General features: G+C 67.9%; 12 protein-coding genes. 2 read left to right on the top strand and 10 right to left on the bottom strand.

The annotated features are described in order from the left end of the window. Positions 1–40: 40 nt before the first annotated feature. The 9 genes from RXV79_RS09320 to RXV79_RS09280 all read right to left on the bottom strand — a co-directional run bounded on the left by RXV79_RS09320 (position 41) and on the right by RXV79_RS09280 (position 11,333). Complete coding sequence (locus tag RXV79_RS09320; protein WP_413816673.1) at positions 41–1,252, bottom strand: substrate-binding domain-containing protein; 1,212 nt, start codon at positions 1,250–1,252, stop codon at positions 41–43. A 238-nt stretch (positions 1,253–1,490) separates the two neighbouring features. Further along, positions 1,491–2,990 carry a sigma-54 interaction domain-containing protein gene (locus RXV79_RS09315; protein WP_316703153.1) on the bottom strand — a complete coding sequence of 500 codons (1,500 nt, stop codon included), beginning with the start codon at positions 2,988–2,990 and terminating at the stop codon, positions 1,491–1,493. Positions 2,991–3,043: 53 nt separating this feature from the next. Continuing rightward, complete coding sequence (locus tag RXV79_RS09310; protein ID WP_316704047.1) at positions 3,044–4,519, bottom strand: extracellular catalytic domain type 2 short-chain-length polyhydroxyalkanoate depolymerase; 1,476 nt, start codon at positions 4,517–4,519, stop codon at positions 3,044–3,046. Positions 4,520–4,857: 338 nt separating this feature from the next. Next, complete coding sequence (locus RXV79_RS09305; protein ID WP_316703152.1) at positions 4,858–6,411, bottom strand: methyl-accepting chemotaxis protein; 1,554 nt, start codon at positions 6,409–6,411, stop codon at positions 4,858–4,860. Next, positions 6,408–7,364 carry a branched-chain amino acid ABC transporter permease gene (locus RXV79_RS09300; protein WP_316704044.1) on the bottom strand — a complete coding sequence of 319 codons (957 nt, stop codon included), beginning with the start codon at positions 7,362–7,364 and terminating at the stop codon, positions 6,408–6,410. The genes RXV79_RS09305 and RXV79_RS09300 overlap by 4 nt, the downstream gene beginning before the upstream one ends. Positions 7,365–7,395: 31 nt before the next feature. Beyond that, positions 7,396–8,283, bottom strand: a complete 888-nt coding sequence (locus RXV79_RS09295) for a branched-chain amino acid ABC transporter permease (RefSeq protein WP_316703151.1) — start codon at positions 8,281–8,283, stop codon at positions 7,396–7,398. Between the two features lie 24 nt (positions 8,284–8,307). Next, positions 8,308–9,456, bottom strand: coding sequence for an ABC transporter substrate-binding protein (locus RXV79_RS09290; protein ID WP_316704041.1), 1,149 nt, complete (start codon positions 9,454–9,456; stop codon positions 8,308–8,310). 83 nt (positions 9,457–9,539) lie between these two features. Further along, positions 9,540–10,244: an ABC transporter ATP-binding protein gene (locus tag RXV79_RS09285; protein WP_316703150.1), complete on the bottom strand. Its 705-nt coding sequence runs from the start codon at positions 10,242–10,244 to the stop codon at positions 9,540–9,542. 321 nt (positions 10,245–10,565) lie between these two features. Continuing rightward, a complete protein-coding gene (locus RXV79_RS09280) occupies positions 10,566–11,333 on the bottom strand; it encodes an ABC transporter ATP-binding protein (protein WP_316703149.1) in 768 nt (255 codons plus the stop codon). Between the two features lie 200 nt (positions 11,334–11,533). On the opposite strand from RXV79_RS09280, the gene RXV79_RS09275 reads away from it, so the two are divergent. Then, the gene (locus tag RXV79_RS09275) at positions 11,534–12,103 is read left to right on the top strand and encodes a LuxR C-terminal-related transcriptional regulator (protein WP_316703148.1); all 570 of its coding nucleotides are present in this window, start codon (positions 11,534–11,536) and stop codon (positions 12,101–12,103) included. A 34-nt stretch (positions 12,104–12,137) separates the two neighbouring features. On the opposite strand, the gene RXV79_RS09270 is transcribed toward RXV79_RS09275, so the two are convergent. Further along, on the bottom strand, positions 12,138–14,336 hold the full coding sequence (locus tag RXV79_RS09270; protein WP_316703147.1) for a 3-hydroxybutyrate oligomer hydrolase family protein: 2,199 nt from the start codon (positions 14,334–14,336) through the stop codon (positions 12,138–12,140). Between the two features lie 209 nt (positions 14,337–14,545). Here RXV79_RS09270 and RXV79_RS09265 point away from each other — a divergent pair, with 209 nt between their 5' ends. Continuing rightward, positions 14,546–15,703, top strand: coding sequence for an ABC transporter substrate-binding protein (locus tag RXV79_RS09265; RefSeq protein WP_316703146.1), 1,158 nt, complete (start codon positions 14,546–14,548; stop codon positions 15,701–15,703). Positions 15,704–15,721: the final 18 nt, after the last annotated feature.

Below are 15,721 nucleotides of genomic sequence, written 5' to 3'. Positions count from 1 at the left end.
TGCAGCATGCCAGATCGGTGGGCGGCCCCGCCGCACGCGCTCAGCGCTTGTTGCGCACCGGCACCGCGATCTCGTCGGGCGCGATCTCGCGCACCAGCCGCAGGTCGGGGATGCGCCCGGCCATCGCGCCGGCCGACACGCGGAAGTGGTACATCGACTGGATGGCCTGGTGGTCGTCGCGGCGGAAGGTCATCGTGCCCTTGGGCGTGTCGAAGCTCATGCCTTCCATGATGTCGACGAGCATGTCGCCCTGCGCCACGCCGGCACTCTTCTTCAAGGCCGTCACGATCGCCATCGCGGCCGAGAAACCGCCGGCGGTGAACATGTCGGGCGGCTCGTTGTAGCGCATGAAGTGCTGCGACACGAGCCACATGTTGGCATTGCCGCGCGGGAAGCCGAAGTAGTAGTACGCCGCGCCCTGCATGCCGGGCAGGCGGTTGAACTGCACCATCGCCGGCAAGGTGTTGCCCCCGGTGGCCATCTCGATGCCGGCTGCCTTCAGCTCGGCATCGGCGATGGTGAACGGCGACCCGGCGCCGGCCCACAGCACCCAGATGACCTTGCGACCGGGCTTTCCCTTCAGGCTCTCGACGAGCCGCTGGCGCGCGGCGGCGAAATCGGCCGACCCCTGCGGCATGTACTCCTCGTGCACGACCTTGCCTTGCTTGAGCGCATCCTTGAAGGCGCGGATGCCGTCGCGACCGAAGGCCGTGTCCTGCGCGAGCGTGGCCACGTGCACGCCGGCCTGGTCGAGTGCCACGGCGTTGGAGATGGCGTCCTGCGAGCTGTTGCGCCCGGTGCGGAACACGTAGCGGTTCCACTTCTCGCCGGTGATCGCATCGGCCACCGCCGGCTCGACGATCAGCACCTTCTTGTGCGCCTGCGCCACCGGCAGCATGGCCAGCGCGACGCCGGACGACGTGGGCCCCACCGCCAGATCGGCGCGGCCTTCGCCATAGGCCGCTTCCAGCAACTGCCGGCCACGCTCGGGCTTGCCTTCGTCGTCGTGCTCGGTGACCACCAGCTTGCGGCCGGCCACGCTCATGCTGCCGCCGGTCGCGTATTCGAGGCCCATCGTGAAGCCGGTGGCCGTCTGCTTGCCGTAGGCCTCGAGCGGGCCGGTCTTGCTGTAGATGTGCGCGATGCGCAGCTCCTGCGGCGGGGGCAATTCCTTGGCCGAAGCGAGGGCGGGCAGCGCGAGCGAGAGCATCAAGGCGGCGGCGCGCAGGCCTCGGCGGGTGAGAGGGTGCATGTCGGTCTCCAACGAATGTGTGATGGGTCGTAGGCCGGTTGCGTCATGCGCCACCGGCCCCTGCTCCATCGCAATTCGCTGACCAGCCACACCGGCCGGCCCGATTCCCACTTACCTCTCGGTTTGTGGAAAGCGGGCACCCACCCGAAGCCGCTCGGTGCGAGATGTGTCGAGCAACCCGGACAAGCGCCTGCTCGCAAGCCGGACAGTCGTCTGCGAAGAAGACGACACGCCGCCGTCAGCGCGGCAGAGTCCCCGCCGTGCGCAGCTCGGGGTACAGCACGAGCTTCTCGTAGAGCGTGGCGCGCGAGATGCGCAGCAGCTTCGCCGCCGCGACACGGTTGCCCGCCGTCGCGCGCAGCGCCGCGCCGATCGCGTGTCGCTCCAGGTCGGCCATCAGGTCGGGCAAGGGTCGGATCTCCCCGGCGGCCTGCGGCACCCAGGTGGCGGGGTCGAACCCGTCCCCCACGGCACGCGGCGCATTCGCGGGCGAGGCGCGGCCGGGCAGCACGCCGGCCAGGTGCGCGGGGGTGAGCTGCAGGTCGTCGGTCATCACGCTCGCCTGCTCGAGCACGTTGCGCAGCTCGCGCACGTTGCCGGGCCAGCGCTGCCCGGCGAGCAGCGCCAGGGCGTCGGGGGTCAGCATGCGCTGGGGCATGCCGCTGCAGCGGGCGATGTCGGCCAGCAGCGCGTCGGCAAGCGCCCCGAGGTCCGACAGCCGCTCGCGCAGCGCCGGCAGCCGGATCGGCAGCACATTGAGCCGGTAGAACAGGTCGGCGCGGAACTCCCCCGCGGCCACCATCGCCGGCAGGTCGCGGCTGGTGGCGGCGATCACGCGCACGTCGACGCGCACCACCTCGTTGGCGCCGAGCGGCTCCACCTCCTGCTCCTGCAGCACGCGCAGCAGCTTGGCCTGCAGCGGCAGCGGCATGTCGCCCACTTCATCGAGGAAGAGCGTGCCGCCGCTGGCGAGCTTGAACTTGCCGTCGCGCGCCTTGGTGCCCGCGCCGGTGAAGGCGCCGGGCGCCACGCCGAAGAACTCCGCTTCGAGCAGGCTCTCGGGCACGGCCGCGATGTTGATGCCGATGAAGGGGCCGCCCGAGCGCGGCGAGGCCGCATGGATGGCCTGCGCCAGCACCTCCTTGCCGGTGCCCGTCTCGCCCAGCAGCAGCACCGTGCTCTCGGTGCCGGCCACGCGCAAGGCCATGCTCTTCAGGCCCACGGCCGCGGGGCTGGTGCCGATGAAGCTGGCGATGGTGTAGCGCGAGCGGCGCTGCACGGCGAGCTGCCGGCGCGCGTCGTCGAGCTCGCGCTGCAGCCGGGTGAACTTCGTCATCAGCGGCTGCATGTTGGTGCCGGGGTGGTCGAGCAGCACCATGCCGATGGCGCCGATCACCTGGCCTGCGTCGTCGTGCAGCGGCAGGCGGCTCACGAGGAAGGTGCCGGCCTGGTTGGTGAGGAGGTCCACCAGCACGGCGCGGCCGCTGTCGACCACGCTGCCCATGAGCGTGTTGGGCACCACCTCTTCGACGGCGCGGCCGATGAAGTCTTCGGGATCGCTGATGCCGAGCGCGGGCAGGAAGCGCTTGTAGCCTTCGCTGATCCACACGATGCGGTGATCGCGGTCGACCACCATCATGCCCATCGCCAGCTGCTCGAAGACCTCGAACATCGACTTCGCGGCCAGCTTCAGGACGCTGTGGGAGTCCAGCGGCAGGAGCCGCGACAGTTGTGTCATCTGGGGTTTCCCGGGCGTGCCCCGCCTGGGGCACGCACCAGGGCACCGGCCCTTCAGGGGCAGGTGCCGATCACGTAGTAGTTGGTGCCGGTCTGCTTCAGCGTGGTCGTCGTGAAGACGTTCCACAGCCCCATGTTCTGGCCCGAGCCCTTGGCATAGGTGTACCCGCCGCTCTGCGTCGCACGGCCCGCGGTGGTGTGCGCATAGTTGCTCGCGGTGTAGCAGGTGGCCGTGGGCGGCGGCGTGCCGGTGGTGGTGCCGCTCGCGGGCGCGGAGCTGGCACCTTCGGCGCCGTTGGTGTCGAGCGCACGCACCGTCCAGCTGTAGGTGGTGCCGGCCGCGAGGCCGCTGTCGGTGTAGCTGGTGGTGGTGACGGCGGCGCCATTGACCTTCGCGCCGTTGCGGTAGACGTTGTAGCCCACCGCATTGCTCACCGCGCTCCAGGTGACGGTCATGCTGCTCGTCGTCGCGTTGGAGGTGCTCACGCTGGTGGGCGCGGGCAGCGTGCCGCCACCGCCCGTGGAGCCCGAGGCCACGCGGTCGACCATCGCCTTGATGGCGGCAGCCTGCGTGCCGGCCTTCTGCGCAAAGTTGCTGCCATACCAGCCCACCCAGTCCCAGCAGGCGTTGGGGTTGGGCAGCGAGCCGCTGGCCGAGGTGGCGCGGCTGGTGCTGTCGGCCTTGGTCTGCGGGAAGAGCACGATGATGTTGTTGGTGTCGGCCCAGCGGGTGTAGCCGGTGTTCTTCACGAACTTGTCGGCGATGTTGGAGGTGCTCTGCTGGCAGCCATGCAGCGCCACGTGCAGCCTGCACTGCGTGCCGCTTGCGCAGGCCGACGGCACGTAGAGCCAGCCGCTCGCGGCCATGCCGGGGTTGTTGTTGCTGTAGGTCGACTGGTTGAACTCGATGTAGTTGGCCGCGGCCGGTGCGTTGTTGCGCGCGTTCAGCGTGCCGTAGAGCTTGGTGAGCACGGCTTTCGCGCCGTCGTAGCCGCAGTTCGAGATGTAGGGCGAGGCCGAGCTGCCGCAGCTGTTGTTGCCGGTCGAGTCGAAGTCGGTCGGGAACACGTGCGCCGTGCTCGCGCGCTTCACGTACTCGAGGTTGGCGGCCGACACACCGTTGTTGGTGTACTGCGTCTTCAGTGCGTCCATCGGGTTGGGGCCGACGGTGAAGTCGCTGGTGCCCACGAACATGTAGACCTTCTGGTTGGCCACGTTGGCCTTGTTGTCGATGGCCGTGCCGCTCCAGTTGTTGAGGTCGGCCTGCATGGTGTTGAGCATGCTGGCGCTGATGGTCGCGTTGTACATGCAGGCGGTGTAGTTGCTGTGGCCGGCACACATGTAGGGGCCGCCGGCGAACACGCCCACGCCCGAGAAGGTGGCCGAGTAGGCGTAGCCGAGCTGGTTGGCCATGAAGCCGCCCGACGACAGGCCCGACACGGTGATCTGGCTCTTGTCGACGTTGTAGGCCGGCAGCGCCACGACGGCGGCACTGGCCGATGAAGCGGCCACGCCGAGGGCGGCGGCCATGACGAGGATGCGGGTGAATTTCAAGCTTGTCTCCTTTGCCTCTGATTGGGCCTGGGGTTTCCCCGCTGCATCGTCGTGCAGTCGGGGCGTGGGCTGGCCCGGTGCTTGCCGGGCCCTCTCCGCTCCCTGCGGTGCGTCGAGTGCACCTGCTGAAGAGCGCAAGCTTGGTGCCAGCCCCGGCCGGCGCGCTCGTGGCGCGCGTTCCCCTCGGAGAGCGGGCTCACGCCGGCGATGGCGTGGGGACGGTTGCCTGCTCGCCGGACGGCATCGCAGTGCAGCAACGTCCGGTTCGAAGACAACCCGTCCGGCTTCCGATCACGCGCGGCGTGCGCGCCCGGCTACTTCAGCCGGAAGGCCGACACCACGTTGGTCAGGCTCTGTGCCTGCTCGCGCAGGCTCTCGGCGGCGGCCGAGGCTTCTTCCACCAGCGCGGCGTTCTGCTGCGTGACCTGGTCGAGTTGCGTGACGGCACTGCTCACCTGGCTGATGCCCGTGCTTTGCGCCGAGGCGGCAGTGGTGATCTCGCCGACGATGGCGGCCACCTCATCGACGCTCGCCACGATCTCGACCATGGTCTCGCCTGCCGCCTTCACCAGCCGCGAGCCGGCATCGACCTTGTCGACGCTAGAGTCGATCAGCGCCTTGATCTCCTTCGCGGCCACGGCGCTGCGCTGCGCGAGGCTGCGCACCTCGCTGGCCACCACCGCGAAGCCGCGGCCCTGGTCACCGGCGCGCGCCGCTTCCACGCCGGCGTTGAGCGCAAGGATGTTGGTCTGGAAGGCGATGCCGTCGATCACGCCGATGATGTCGGCGATCTTGCGCGAGCTGTCGTCGATCTCGCGCATGGTCGACACCATCTGCGACACCACCTCGCCGCCGCGCGTGGCCACAGCCGAGGCGCGGTGCGCGAGCTGGTTGGCCTTCTCGGCGGCGCTCGCACTGTGGCGCACCGTGCTCGTGAGGTCTTCCATCGACGAAGCCGTCTGCTGAAGGCTCGACGCGGCGCGCTCGGTGCGCTGGCTCAAATCGAGGTTGCCGGTGCTGACCTCGGCACTGGCCACATGGATGCTGTCGGACGACTCGCGGATCTGGCCCACGAGCGTGCGCAGGCGCTCCTGCATGGCCGCGATGGCCAGCAGCAGGCGGCCGATCTCGTCGTGCGAGCCCACCTCCACCTGCGAGCTCAAGTCGCCCTCGGCGATGCGCTCGGCCACGCGGATGGCACGGTCGATCGGCTGCTTCACGCTGCGCGTGATGCGCCAGCCCAGCAACGCACCCGCGAGCACGGCGATGGCCACCACCACCGCCGCGATCGACAAGGCGCGCTGCTGGCCCGACACGGCGCTCGCATACGAGGCCACGCTCGACTGCCGCTCCACCGCCATCAGCTGCTCGGCCTTGCCGCGCCACAGGGCTTCCTGCGGGCGGGCCTGCGTCATGAGCGTGGTGGTGGCTTCGATGTTGGAGCCCTCCTGCCCCTGCCGGGCGGCGCGCAGCAGCAAGGGGATGGCCACCTTGGAGGTGGCGGCGATTTCGCCCACCAGCTGGCGCTCTTCGTCGGACGACTTGGCCCCGTCGAGCGACTCGGCGAGCTGGCGCTCGGTCTCCTGATAGCGCGCCACCGTCGCGTTGAGCGCTTTGATCTCGTTGTCGATCTCGCGCAGGTCGGTGAGCAGGGCTACCGTGCGGGCCTGCACCGACATCTGGCCGATCTGGGCGAGCAGGGCCTGCGCGAGGTCGCTGCGTGCGCTGTCGACTTCGACGATGTGCTGCATGCGCGCACCCAGCGAGCGGATCTCGAGCCCGTTGAGCGTGGCCACGCCCACCAGCATCAGCACCAGGCTGGCGAAGCCCAGTGCGAGACGCCTGGCGACGGAGAGCTGGGGCCTCATGCGTGCACTTCCACCTGCGCCGGTGCGGCTGCCGGCTCGGCCGCGGCCGGCTTCTTGCGGCGCGCGATGAACTCGCCCACGAAGCCACGGCGGAAGGCCAGGACGCAGACCACGAAGATCGCGCCGATGATGACGGTGACCCACGAGCCCACACGGTCGGCGAGGAAGTTCTGCAGGCCGATGATGGTGAACGCCCCCACCACCGGGCCGGCAAAGGTGCCGAGGCCGCCGAGCAGGGTCATCAGGATCACCTCGCCCGAGAGCGACCAGTGCACGTCGGACAGGGTCGCGAACCCCAGCACCAGTGTCTTCAGGCCACCGGCCAGGCCCGCGATGGCGGTCGAGAGCACGAAAGCGAGCAGCTTGTAGCGGTTGACGTTGTAGCCGAGCGAGATGGCGCGCGGCTCGTTCTCGCGGATGGCCTTCAACACCTGGCCGTAGGGCGAGTGCACCACGCGGATGATGAAGAGGTACACCGCCACGAAGATGGCCAGCACGAAGAAGTACATCGCGAGGTCGTTGTCGAGCGGCAAGAGCCCGAAGAGCTTGCCGCGCGGCACGCCCTGCAGCCCGTCTTCGCCGCCGGTGAAGGGTGCCTGCAGGCAGATGAAGAAGATCATCTGCGCCATCGCGAGCGTGATCATCGCGAAGTAGATGCCCTGGCGGCGGATGGCAATCAGCCCCACCACCAGCCCGAGCCCTGCCGCCACCAGCACGCCGGCGATCAGCCCGAGCTCGGGTGTGAAGCCGGCCGAGCGCACCAGCCAGCCCGTGCCGTAGGCCGCCGCGCCCATGAAGGCGGCGTGGCCGAACGACAGCAGGCCGGTGAAGCCGAGCAGCAGATTGAAGGCGCACGCAAAGAGCGCGAAGCACAGCGCCTTCATCGCAAAGACCGGGTAGATGCCGATGAAGGGTGCGGCGACGAAGAGGGCCAGCGCCGCCCAGCCCGCCATGCGTGCCGGAGTCGAGAACAGTGAAGACAACTTACTTCTCCTTGCCGAAGAGGCCGGCGGGGCGAATCATCAGCACGATGGCCATGATCACGAAGACGACGATGTTCGAGGCCTCGGGGTAGAACACCTTGGTGAGGCCTTCGACCAACCCGAGCGCGAGCCCGGTGAGGATGGAGCCGAGGATGGAGCCCATGCCGCCGATCACCACCACCGCGAAGACGACGATGATGAGGTTGGTGCCCATGAGCGGCGTGATCTGGATCACCGGCGCCGCCAGCACGCCCGCCAATGCGGCAAGGGCTGCACCGCCCGCGTAGGTGAACATCACCATCATCGGCACGTTGATGCCGAAGGCCTGCACCAGCGCCGGGTTCTCGGTGCCGGCGCGCAGCTTGGCGCCCAGGCTCGTCTTCTCGATCAGCGCCCAGGTGCCCAGGCACACGATGAGCGAGGCCACGATGACCCACGCCCGGTAGTTGGGCAGCACCATGAAGCCGAGGTTGGTGGCCCCCTGCAGCGCCTCGGGCACCGAGTACGACTGGCCCGACACGCCGTACTGCTCGCGGAACACACCTTCGAAGATCAGCGAGATGCCGAAGGTGAGCAAGAGGCCGTAGATCGGGTCGAGCTTGTAGAGGTGCTTGAGCAGCGTGCGCTCGATCACGAGGCCGATGGCGCCCACCACCAAGGGCGCGATCAAGAGCGCCGCCCAGTAGTTGATGCCAACGGTCTCGAGCACGAACCACGCCACGTAGGCGCCGATCATGTACAGCGCGCCATGCGCGAAGTTCACGATGCCGAGCAGGCCGAAGATCACCGCCAGGCCGAGGCTCAGCATGGCGTAGAACGAGCCGTTCACCAGGCCCAGCATGAGTTGCCCCATGAAGGCCTGGACAGGGATTCCGAATATCTCAGCCACGGCTGTTCTCCTGCCCTTGTGCCATCACTTCCACAACGTGCAGCGCGTTTCGGCCTTTGTGGTCCACGCGGCTTCGCCCTTGATCGTCTCGACCACGTTGTAGTAGTCCCACGGCTCCTTCGACTGCGCGGGCGTCTTGACCTGCATCAGGTACATGTCGTGCACCATGCGGCCGTCTTCGCGGATGCGGCCGCCCTTGGCGAACACGTCGTTGATCGGCGTCTTCCGCATGTGGGCGAGCACCTTGTCGGCGTCGTCGGTGCCGGTGGCCTTGACGGCATTGAGGTACTGCAGCGCGGCCGAGTAGTCGGCGGCCTGGATCGACGAAGGCATGCGCTTGAACTTGTCGAAGAACTTGCGGCTCCAGGCGCGGGTGTCGGCGTCCTGGTTCCAGTACCAGCTGTCGGTGAGGTACATGCCCTGCGCCGTCTTCAAGCCGAGCGAGTGCACGTCGTTGATGAACATCAGCAGGCCCGCGAGCTTCATCGTCTTGGTGATGCCGAACTCGTTGGCGGCCTTCACCGCGTTGATCATGTCGCCACCGGCATTGGCCAGGCCCAGGATGTCGGCCTTGCTGGACTGCGCCTGCAACAGGAACGACGAGAAGTCGCTGGCCGACAGCGGGTGGCGCACCGAGCCGATCACGTTGCCGCCGGCGGCCTTGACGACGGCCGAGGTGTCGGTCTGCAGCGCCGAGCCGAAGGCGTAGTCGGCGGTCAGGAAATACCAGCTCTTGCCGCCGGCCTTGACCACGGCGTTGCCGGTGCCCTTGGCCAGCGCCACGGTGTCGTAGGCCCAGTGCACGGTGTAGGGCGAGCAGCGCTCGTTGGTCAGCGCGGAAGCTGCTGCGCCCACGGCGATGAAGGGCTTCTTCTTCTCGGCGGCGATGCCGGCCATCGCGAGGCTGGCGCCGGAGTTGGTGCCGCCGATCAGGAGGTCGAGGCCTTGCTGGTCGAACCACTCACGGGCCTTGGAGCTGGCGATGTCGGCCTTGTTCTGGTGGTCGGCCACCAGCACCTCGATCTTCTTGCCGTTGACGGCACCGCCCATGTCGGCCACGGCCTGGCGGATCATTTCGGCGCCGGCGGGGCCGTCGATGTCGGAGTACAGACCCGACACGTCGGTGATGAAGCCGATGCGGATCACGTCACCGGAGATCTGGGCCTGCGCCATCGGAGCGGCACACACGAGGCCGCAGGCAGCGGCGATGGCTTTGATTTTCGAGAGATTCAAGACAGTGTCTCCTTTAGGAACTGTTAGACGCCGAGGGTTTCGTGCAGTTGATCCAGCCGCGAGGGCAGCTGGGCTTGGGTGAACTCTTGGGTGACACGGCCGTGCTCCATCACGAGGAAGCGATCGGCCAGCGGTGCGGCGAAGCGGAAGTTCTGCTCCACCATCAGCACGGTGTAGCCGCGCGAGCGCAGCATCAGCACCATCTCGGCCAGCTTCTGCACGATTACCGGCGCGAGGCCTTCGGAGATCTCATCGAGCAGCAGAAGCTTGGCGCCGGTGCGCAGGATGCGGGCCACGGCCAGCATCTGCTGCTCGCCGCCCGAGAGGCGCGTGCCCTGGCTCTTGGCGCGCTCCTTGAGGTTGGGGAACATCGCGTAGATGTCGTCGAGGCTCATGCCCGCAGGCATCAGCGACGGCGGCAGCAGCAGGTTCTCTTCCGCGCTCAGGCTCGAGAAGATGCCGCGCTCTTCGGGGCAGTAGCCCAGGCCGAGACGTGCGATGCGATGCGTCGGGAGGTGGATCGTCTCCTTGCCTTGCACCTTGATGCTGCCCTTGCGAGCACCGATCAAGCCCATGATGGCGCGCATGGTGCTCGTGCGGCCGGCGCCATTGCGACCCAGGAGCGTGACGACTTCGCCTTCGTTGACGTGGAAGTTCACGCCATGCAGCACGTGGCTTTCGCCGTACCAGCCTTGTAGGTTGTTGATTTCCAGAAACTTGGTGGGCATCTCAATGGGTCCTTTGCTTGGGGCTGAGCGGGCTCGCTACGGCGGGGCGCCGTGTTCCGTTCATGTCCCCCGACCGTTCACCACTCCCGTGGTGAACGGTCTCCTCCTTTACTTCACTCCACACGGCGCCCCACCGCAGCGAGCCAGCCACACTGGAGGCACGCCGAAAACTTGGCGTGCTACCTGAGGTGCTTGCCGAGGCTGTCGGGTGACCGGCGCAGCGAAGTAAAGGAGGAGGCCAGGCGCAGCCTGGCCGGGGGACATGAGCGGAGCCGGTCACCCGGCAGCCTCGGCTCGCGCCAACCGGAGCACGCGTCACGATCAATGCGCCCCCACCAGTTCAACGCTCGCCGACCCCATGTAGGCCTCGATCACCGACGGGTTCTTCGACACCTCCGCATACGGCCCTTCAGCGAGCGTGGCGCCACGCGCCAGCACGGTGATCGTGTCGGCAATGCTGGAGACGACGCTCATGTTGTGCTCGACCATCAGGATCGTGCGACCCGCCGACACCCGCTTGATGAGCTGGCGGATGCGGTCGACGTCTTCGCTGCCCATGCCTTGCGTGGGCTCGTCGAGCAGCATCAGCTCGGGCTCCATCGCGAGTGTGGTGGCGATCTCCAGCGCGCGCTTGCGGCCGTAGCTCAACTCGACGGTGGTGAGGTGCGCGTAGGGTGCGAGGTCGACTTCACGCAGCAGCTCGATCGCCCGCGCGTTCAGGCCATCGAGAGAACGCTCGGGCTTCCAGAAGTGGAAGGACGTGGCGAGCTTCTTCTGCAGCGCGACGCGCACGTTCTCCAGCACCGTCATGTGCGGAAACACCGCCGAGATCTGGAAGGAGCGGATCACGCCGCGCTCGGCGATGCGGGCCGGCGTGTCGTGGGTGATCTCGTGGCCGTTGAAAACGATCCGGCCCGAGGTCGGTGTCAGGAATTTGGTCAGCAGGTTGAAGCAGGTCGTCTTGCCTGCGCCGTTGGGGCCGATCAATGCATGGATGTCTCCTCGGCGGACACGCAAGTCCACTTTGTCGACAGCCACGAAGCCCTTGAACTCTTTCGTCAAGCGCTCGGTGTGAAGAATGCAATCCACTGCTGCTCCTTTGCGAGAGGCGGCAGTGTCGTGACTGACGTTGCGTGCGGCAATGGCGAGCGACTACGCTAGGGTTCACCCGGGCAAGGTTGCGCTCGACCGTGCAGTTTTTGGGGAAGAAGCCGTTACTGCTTTCTGCGTAAGTACTCGTGGCATGTGATGTGCATTGGCGCCTCGCTATGCTCGCGCCGACACTCGCCATGAACCCCGCTCCTCCACCACCGCTGGACGTGAACCTCGTGCTGGCCTTCGACATGGCCCCGGTGGGACTGTGCGTGCTCAACAACCGCGTCATCCAGCGCTGCAATGAAGCACTCGCTTCGATGTTCGGCTACGAGACCGCCGAGCTGACGGGGCAGTCGATGTGCATGCTGTACCCCTCGCAGAGCGAGTTCATGGGCATCGGTGCACGCGGCTTCGAAGCGCTGCGCGACTGCGGCCGCTATGCCGACGAGCGCATCATGAAACACCGCGACGGCCGGCTCTTCTGGTGCCACGCCTCGGGCCGCACGCTCGACCGCGACGACCCGTATGGCTGCACGGTGTGGATGTTCGAAGACATCTCGGCGCGCCGCCCCATCACCACCGCGCTCACCTCCCGTGAGCGCGAGATCGCGCAGTTGCTGATCGAAGGCAAGACCAGCAAGCAGATCGCACGCGTGCTCGAGGTGAGCCCGCGCACGATCGACGCCCACCGCGTGCGGCTGCTGAGAAAGCTCAAGGTCAACACGGCCACCGAGATGGTGTCGCGTCTGGCCGGCCTGATGTAGCGCCCGGCGCAGGCGCTTCTTCACTCAACCGCCATCAGTTCGGGATGGCGATGCTGCTGCCGCTGAAGGTGATGGCATCGCCCGCAGCCGGGGTGGCCGCCATCGGTGGCACGTTCGCCGTGGTCAGGGCCGGCGCTGCGCCCGGCGTGCCGCCGCGCACCGTGGTGCGCACGACCTGGCTCCCCGGCAGCGCGGTGTTGTTGCGCAGCTTGGCCCACATCGCGTTCATGCCCTGGTTGAAGTACACGTGCAGCGGCACGAAGCGCGTGTCGAAGCCCGAGAACGGGATGAACGCGTCGAAGTGCTGCGCGTGCTCGACCTCCACGTAGCGCAGCTGGCTGGCGTTGCCTTCGACCACACGGTTGTAGGCGCTGTAGGCGCGCACCGCGTGGTTGATGGGCAGCAGCGCATCGCTGCGGCCAGACATGATGAGCGTGGGCTTGCCGCGCAGGTTGCCGTTGAACAGCACTTCGCTGATGCCGGTGCGCACCGCCTGGCTCTGTGCGAGCGTGGGGGTCGAGACGCCGCTCAGGGCCGCGCCGGTCACCGGGTCGGTGCCGGTCACGAGCGCACGCTGGCACAGCGCGGCATCGAGCGCGAAGTCGGCCATGTGGGTCGAGGGCGAGACCGCGAACGCCCACGACTTGGCGCCGCCTTCCGAATCGTTGTAGACCACGCTTGCCGGCGTGCCGTTGGCCGTGCCGTTGGCGAGCGCGAAGCTGGCGGCCTTGACGTTGGCGTTGACCGCGACCACGTCGCCCGTGCCGTTGACCTGCGCAAAGCTCACGCCGCAGAGGTTGTCGGCGAGGCCGAAGCGGCCGTAGCCGGTCGGGTACATCGCCGAGATGATCGCGGCATTGCCCAGGCCGTAGTGCGCGTTGTGCATGGTGTCGTTGTCGGCCGTCCACCCGTAGGCGCGCAGGCGGGCCAGCGCATCGGTGGCCTGGTCGGCGGTGGTCGCGCCCGTCACCAGGCCCTTGGCCGCCAGCGCCGTGCAGCGGTTGGTGGCGCGCGCGTTCATGCCGGTGAGCGTCATGTAGTTGTAGACCGAGGTCTCGGCCATCTGCGCGGCCGGCGCGAGCGCGGCGCAGGGCTGGTAGATGTTGGCGAAGGTGAAGTAGTCGGCCAGCGGGCGGCCGAAGCTCGACACCGGCGCACCGGCGAAGCTCACGCCGTAGCCGGTGGTGGTGTCGGGCTGGGCGCTCGGCTCGCCGGCCACCACGCCGTCGATCAGGCCACTCGTGTCTTGCTCGGCGGCGCGCAGCACCGCGGCACCACCGTTCGACACCGAGCCGGCGATCACGAGCGTGTTGCCCGGCGTGAATCGGGCGAGCTTGCCGTTGCCAAGCGGTGAGTTGTCGGCGTACTCCTGGTTGAGCGCGTAGAGCGCGTAGCGGATGGCGGTGAGCGTGTCGGTGCCCCAGTCCTTCTCGGGGTTGACCTGCGAGTGCACCTGCTTGATCGCCAGGCGGTTGGGGAAGGCGGCGTTGAACGCTGCGCGGGCGGTGTCGGTGATCGTCGCCGCGAAGTGCGAGAGCGCGCCCGCGGCGGTGCGCGTGGCGCGTGTGCCGTCGATGCGGTTCACGGTGTCATCGGTCGGGTCGTAGAGGCCCACGCCCTTGCCGGCATCGGTGAGCACGACGGCGCAGTTGCGCTTCAGGCCCCACTCGGCGGCCGATGCGAGCGCGCCATAGACGCCACGCGAGCCCGACGACGGGCCGGCCACGAGGCACGGCGCATTGCGGTCGAAGCTCGTGGGGATCTGCACCGCCACCGTCACCTGCTTGCGGCCGGTGCCGTCGTCGAGCACGGCGAGGTATTCGCGGCCGGGGATCAGGCCTTCGCCGAGCGTGTCGTTGCCGGCGAGGTCGATGTTGGGGCCATAGAGGCGGCCATAGCCGCCATTGGCGGTGTAGTCGACGAGGCCGCGGTAGTTGGCATAGAGCGCATTGCGGCGCAACTCCGCGGCGGTGGGGTTGGCCGGGTCGGCGTAGGTGGGCGCGGTGGCGGCGCCGAGGCCGGTGCGGCCGAGGCCGCCGGTGAGCAGGTCCTGCGTGGCGGCGGTGCTGCCGCTGCCGACCGTGGTGGCGCTGTAGGTGGTGACGCTCACGGTGGTCATGCCGCTGGGCAGCGTGCTCACCTCGGGGTCGTCGGACGAGCCGCAGGCGCTCAGCCCGGCAGCACCCAAAGTGAGCAATGCGACACGCAGGATGGGCTTGTTCTTTGAATTCATTGGGGATGTCTCCTCTCGGGGTTGGTGAGCGGCCCAATGTAGAAGTCACCCCGCGCGGCGAGCAGTCGTAGGACTACATCAGTACGACTCGTTAGGTAGTTCATCGCCAGCAGCAACCCCTAGGTAGGGGCACCGCCATCGAAGGCCCCGTGGTGGCGCGCGCAGGCGCCTCCTAGCATCGCCTCACATTTGGTAACGAGGGGCATCGCATGCACACAGGGCTCAAGACACGCACACGCTCGCGCAGCGGCACATGGATCGCCAGCGTCGCCCTGATGGCGGGGGCCACGCTCGCATCGGCGCAGGAGACCATCACCATCGGCCAGGTGGCGCCGCTGTCGGGCGTGCTGGCCAGCACCGGCCACCAGATGGTGCTGGGCGGCAAGGTGTACTTCGATGCCGTCAACGAGGCCGGTGGCGTGCACGGGGCGAAGATCCGCACGCTGGTGCTCGACGACGGCTACAAGGTCGACGAGACGCTGCGCCTCACCAAGGAGCTGGTGGCCAAGCCCGAGGTGCTCGCGCTCTTCGGCTTTGCCGGCACCGCCAACATCGGCAAGCTGCTCGAAGACAAGGTGCTGGCCGATGCCGGCATCGCGCTCGTGGCGCCCTACACCGGCGGCGAGCTGCTGCGCAAACCGTTCAACCCGTGGATCTTCCATGTGCGCGCCGGCTATGCCGACGAGACCGAGCACATGATCAAGCAGCTCAACACGCAGGGCCTCACGCGCGTGGCGGTGCTCTACCAGAACGACGCCTTCGGCACGGCGGGCCTGGCCGGTGTGGAGTCAGCGCTGCAGCGGCGCGGCCGCAAGCTCGTGGCCTCGGCGGGCTACGAGCGCAATACCACCGATGTCGATGCGGCGGTGAAGGTGATCCGCGCCGCCTCGCCGCAGGCGGTGATCATGGTGGCGGTCAACAAGCCCGCCGCGGCCTTCGCGAAGCAATACCGCGCGGCGGGTGGCGGCGGCCAGCTCTTCAACATCTCGGTGGTCGACCCGGCCGAACTCGTCAAGCTCGGCGGCCTCGAGAACGTGCGCGGCCTGGGCATCAGCCAGGTCGTGCCCTACCCCTACCGGCAGACGATGCCGGTGGTGCGCGAGTTCCACGAGGCGATGAAGAAATACGCGCCGAAGGACGAAGTCAACTACACCAACTTCGAGGAATACCTCGGCGCCAAGGTGCTGGTGGAGGCGCTGCGCCGCGCGGGGCCGAAGCCCACGCGCGCCAAGGTGATGAACGCGCTGGAGTCGATCAACAACCACAACCTCGGCGGCGTGCGCATCAGCTACGGGCCGAAGGAACGCGTGGGCTCGCGCTTCGTCGAGGTGACGGTGATCGGCAGCCAGGGGAAGCTGCTGAAGTGAAGGCGGACGACCCGACGA

This window comes from Piscinibacter gummiphilus, assembly GCF_032681285.1.
Taxonomy (GTDB): domain Bacteria; phylum Pseudomonadota; class Gammaproteobacteria; order Burkholderiales; family Burkholderiaceae_C; genus Rhizobacter; species Rhizobacter gummiphilus_A.
The sequence above is the reverse complement of the archived record's forward strand: the minus strand, read 5'-3'. Positions and strand labels throughout refer to the sequence as shown.

Excerpts from the sequence above, each read along its gene's own strand:
- RXV79_RS09265 (WP_316703146.1), top strand. The coding sequence starts at position 14,546 with ATGCACACAGGGCTCAAGACACGCACACGCTCGCGCAGCGGCACATGG.
- RXV79_RS09315 (WP_316703153.1), bottom strand. The coding sequence starts at position 2,990 with ATGACACAACTGTCGCGGCTCCTGCCGCTGGACTCCCACAGCGTCCTG.
- RXV79_RS09275 (WP_316703148.1), top strand. The coding sequence starts at position 11,534 with ATGAACCCCGCTCCTCCACCACCGCTGGACGTGAACCTCGTGCTGGCC.
- RXV79_RS09290 (WP_316704041.1), bottom strand. The coding sequence starts at position 9,456 with ATGGCGCAGGCCCAGATCTCCGGTGACGTGATCCGCATCGGCTTCATC.
- RXV79_RS09305 (WP_316703152.1), bottom strand. The coding sequence starts at position 6,411 with ATGAGGCCCCAGCTCTCCGTCGCCAGGCGTCTCGCACTGGGCTTCGCC.
- RXV79_RS09320 (WP_413816673.1), bottom strand. The coding sequence starts at position 1,252 with ATGCACCCTCTCACCCGCCGAGGCCTGCGCGCCGCCGCCTTGATGCTC.
- RXV79_RS09310 (WP_316704047.1), bottom strand. The coding sequence starts at position 4,519 with ATGGCCGCCGCCCTCGGCGTGGCCGCTTCATCGGCCAGTGCCGCCGTC.
- RXV79_RS09300 (WP_316704044.1), bottom strand. The coding sequence starts at position 7,364 with ATGGCGGGCTGGGCGGCGCTGGCCCTCTTCGTCGCCGCACCCTTCATC.
- RXV79_RS09285 (WP_316703150.1), bottom strand. The coding sequence starts at position 10,244 with ATGCCCACCAAGTTTCTGGAAATCAACAACCTACAAGGCTGGTACGGC.
- RXV79_RS09270 (WP_316703147.1), bottom strand. The coding sequence starts at position 14,336 with ATGAATTCAAAGAACAAGCCCATCCTGCGTGTCGCATTGCTCACTTTG.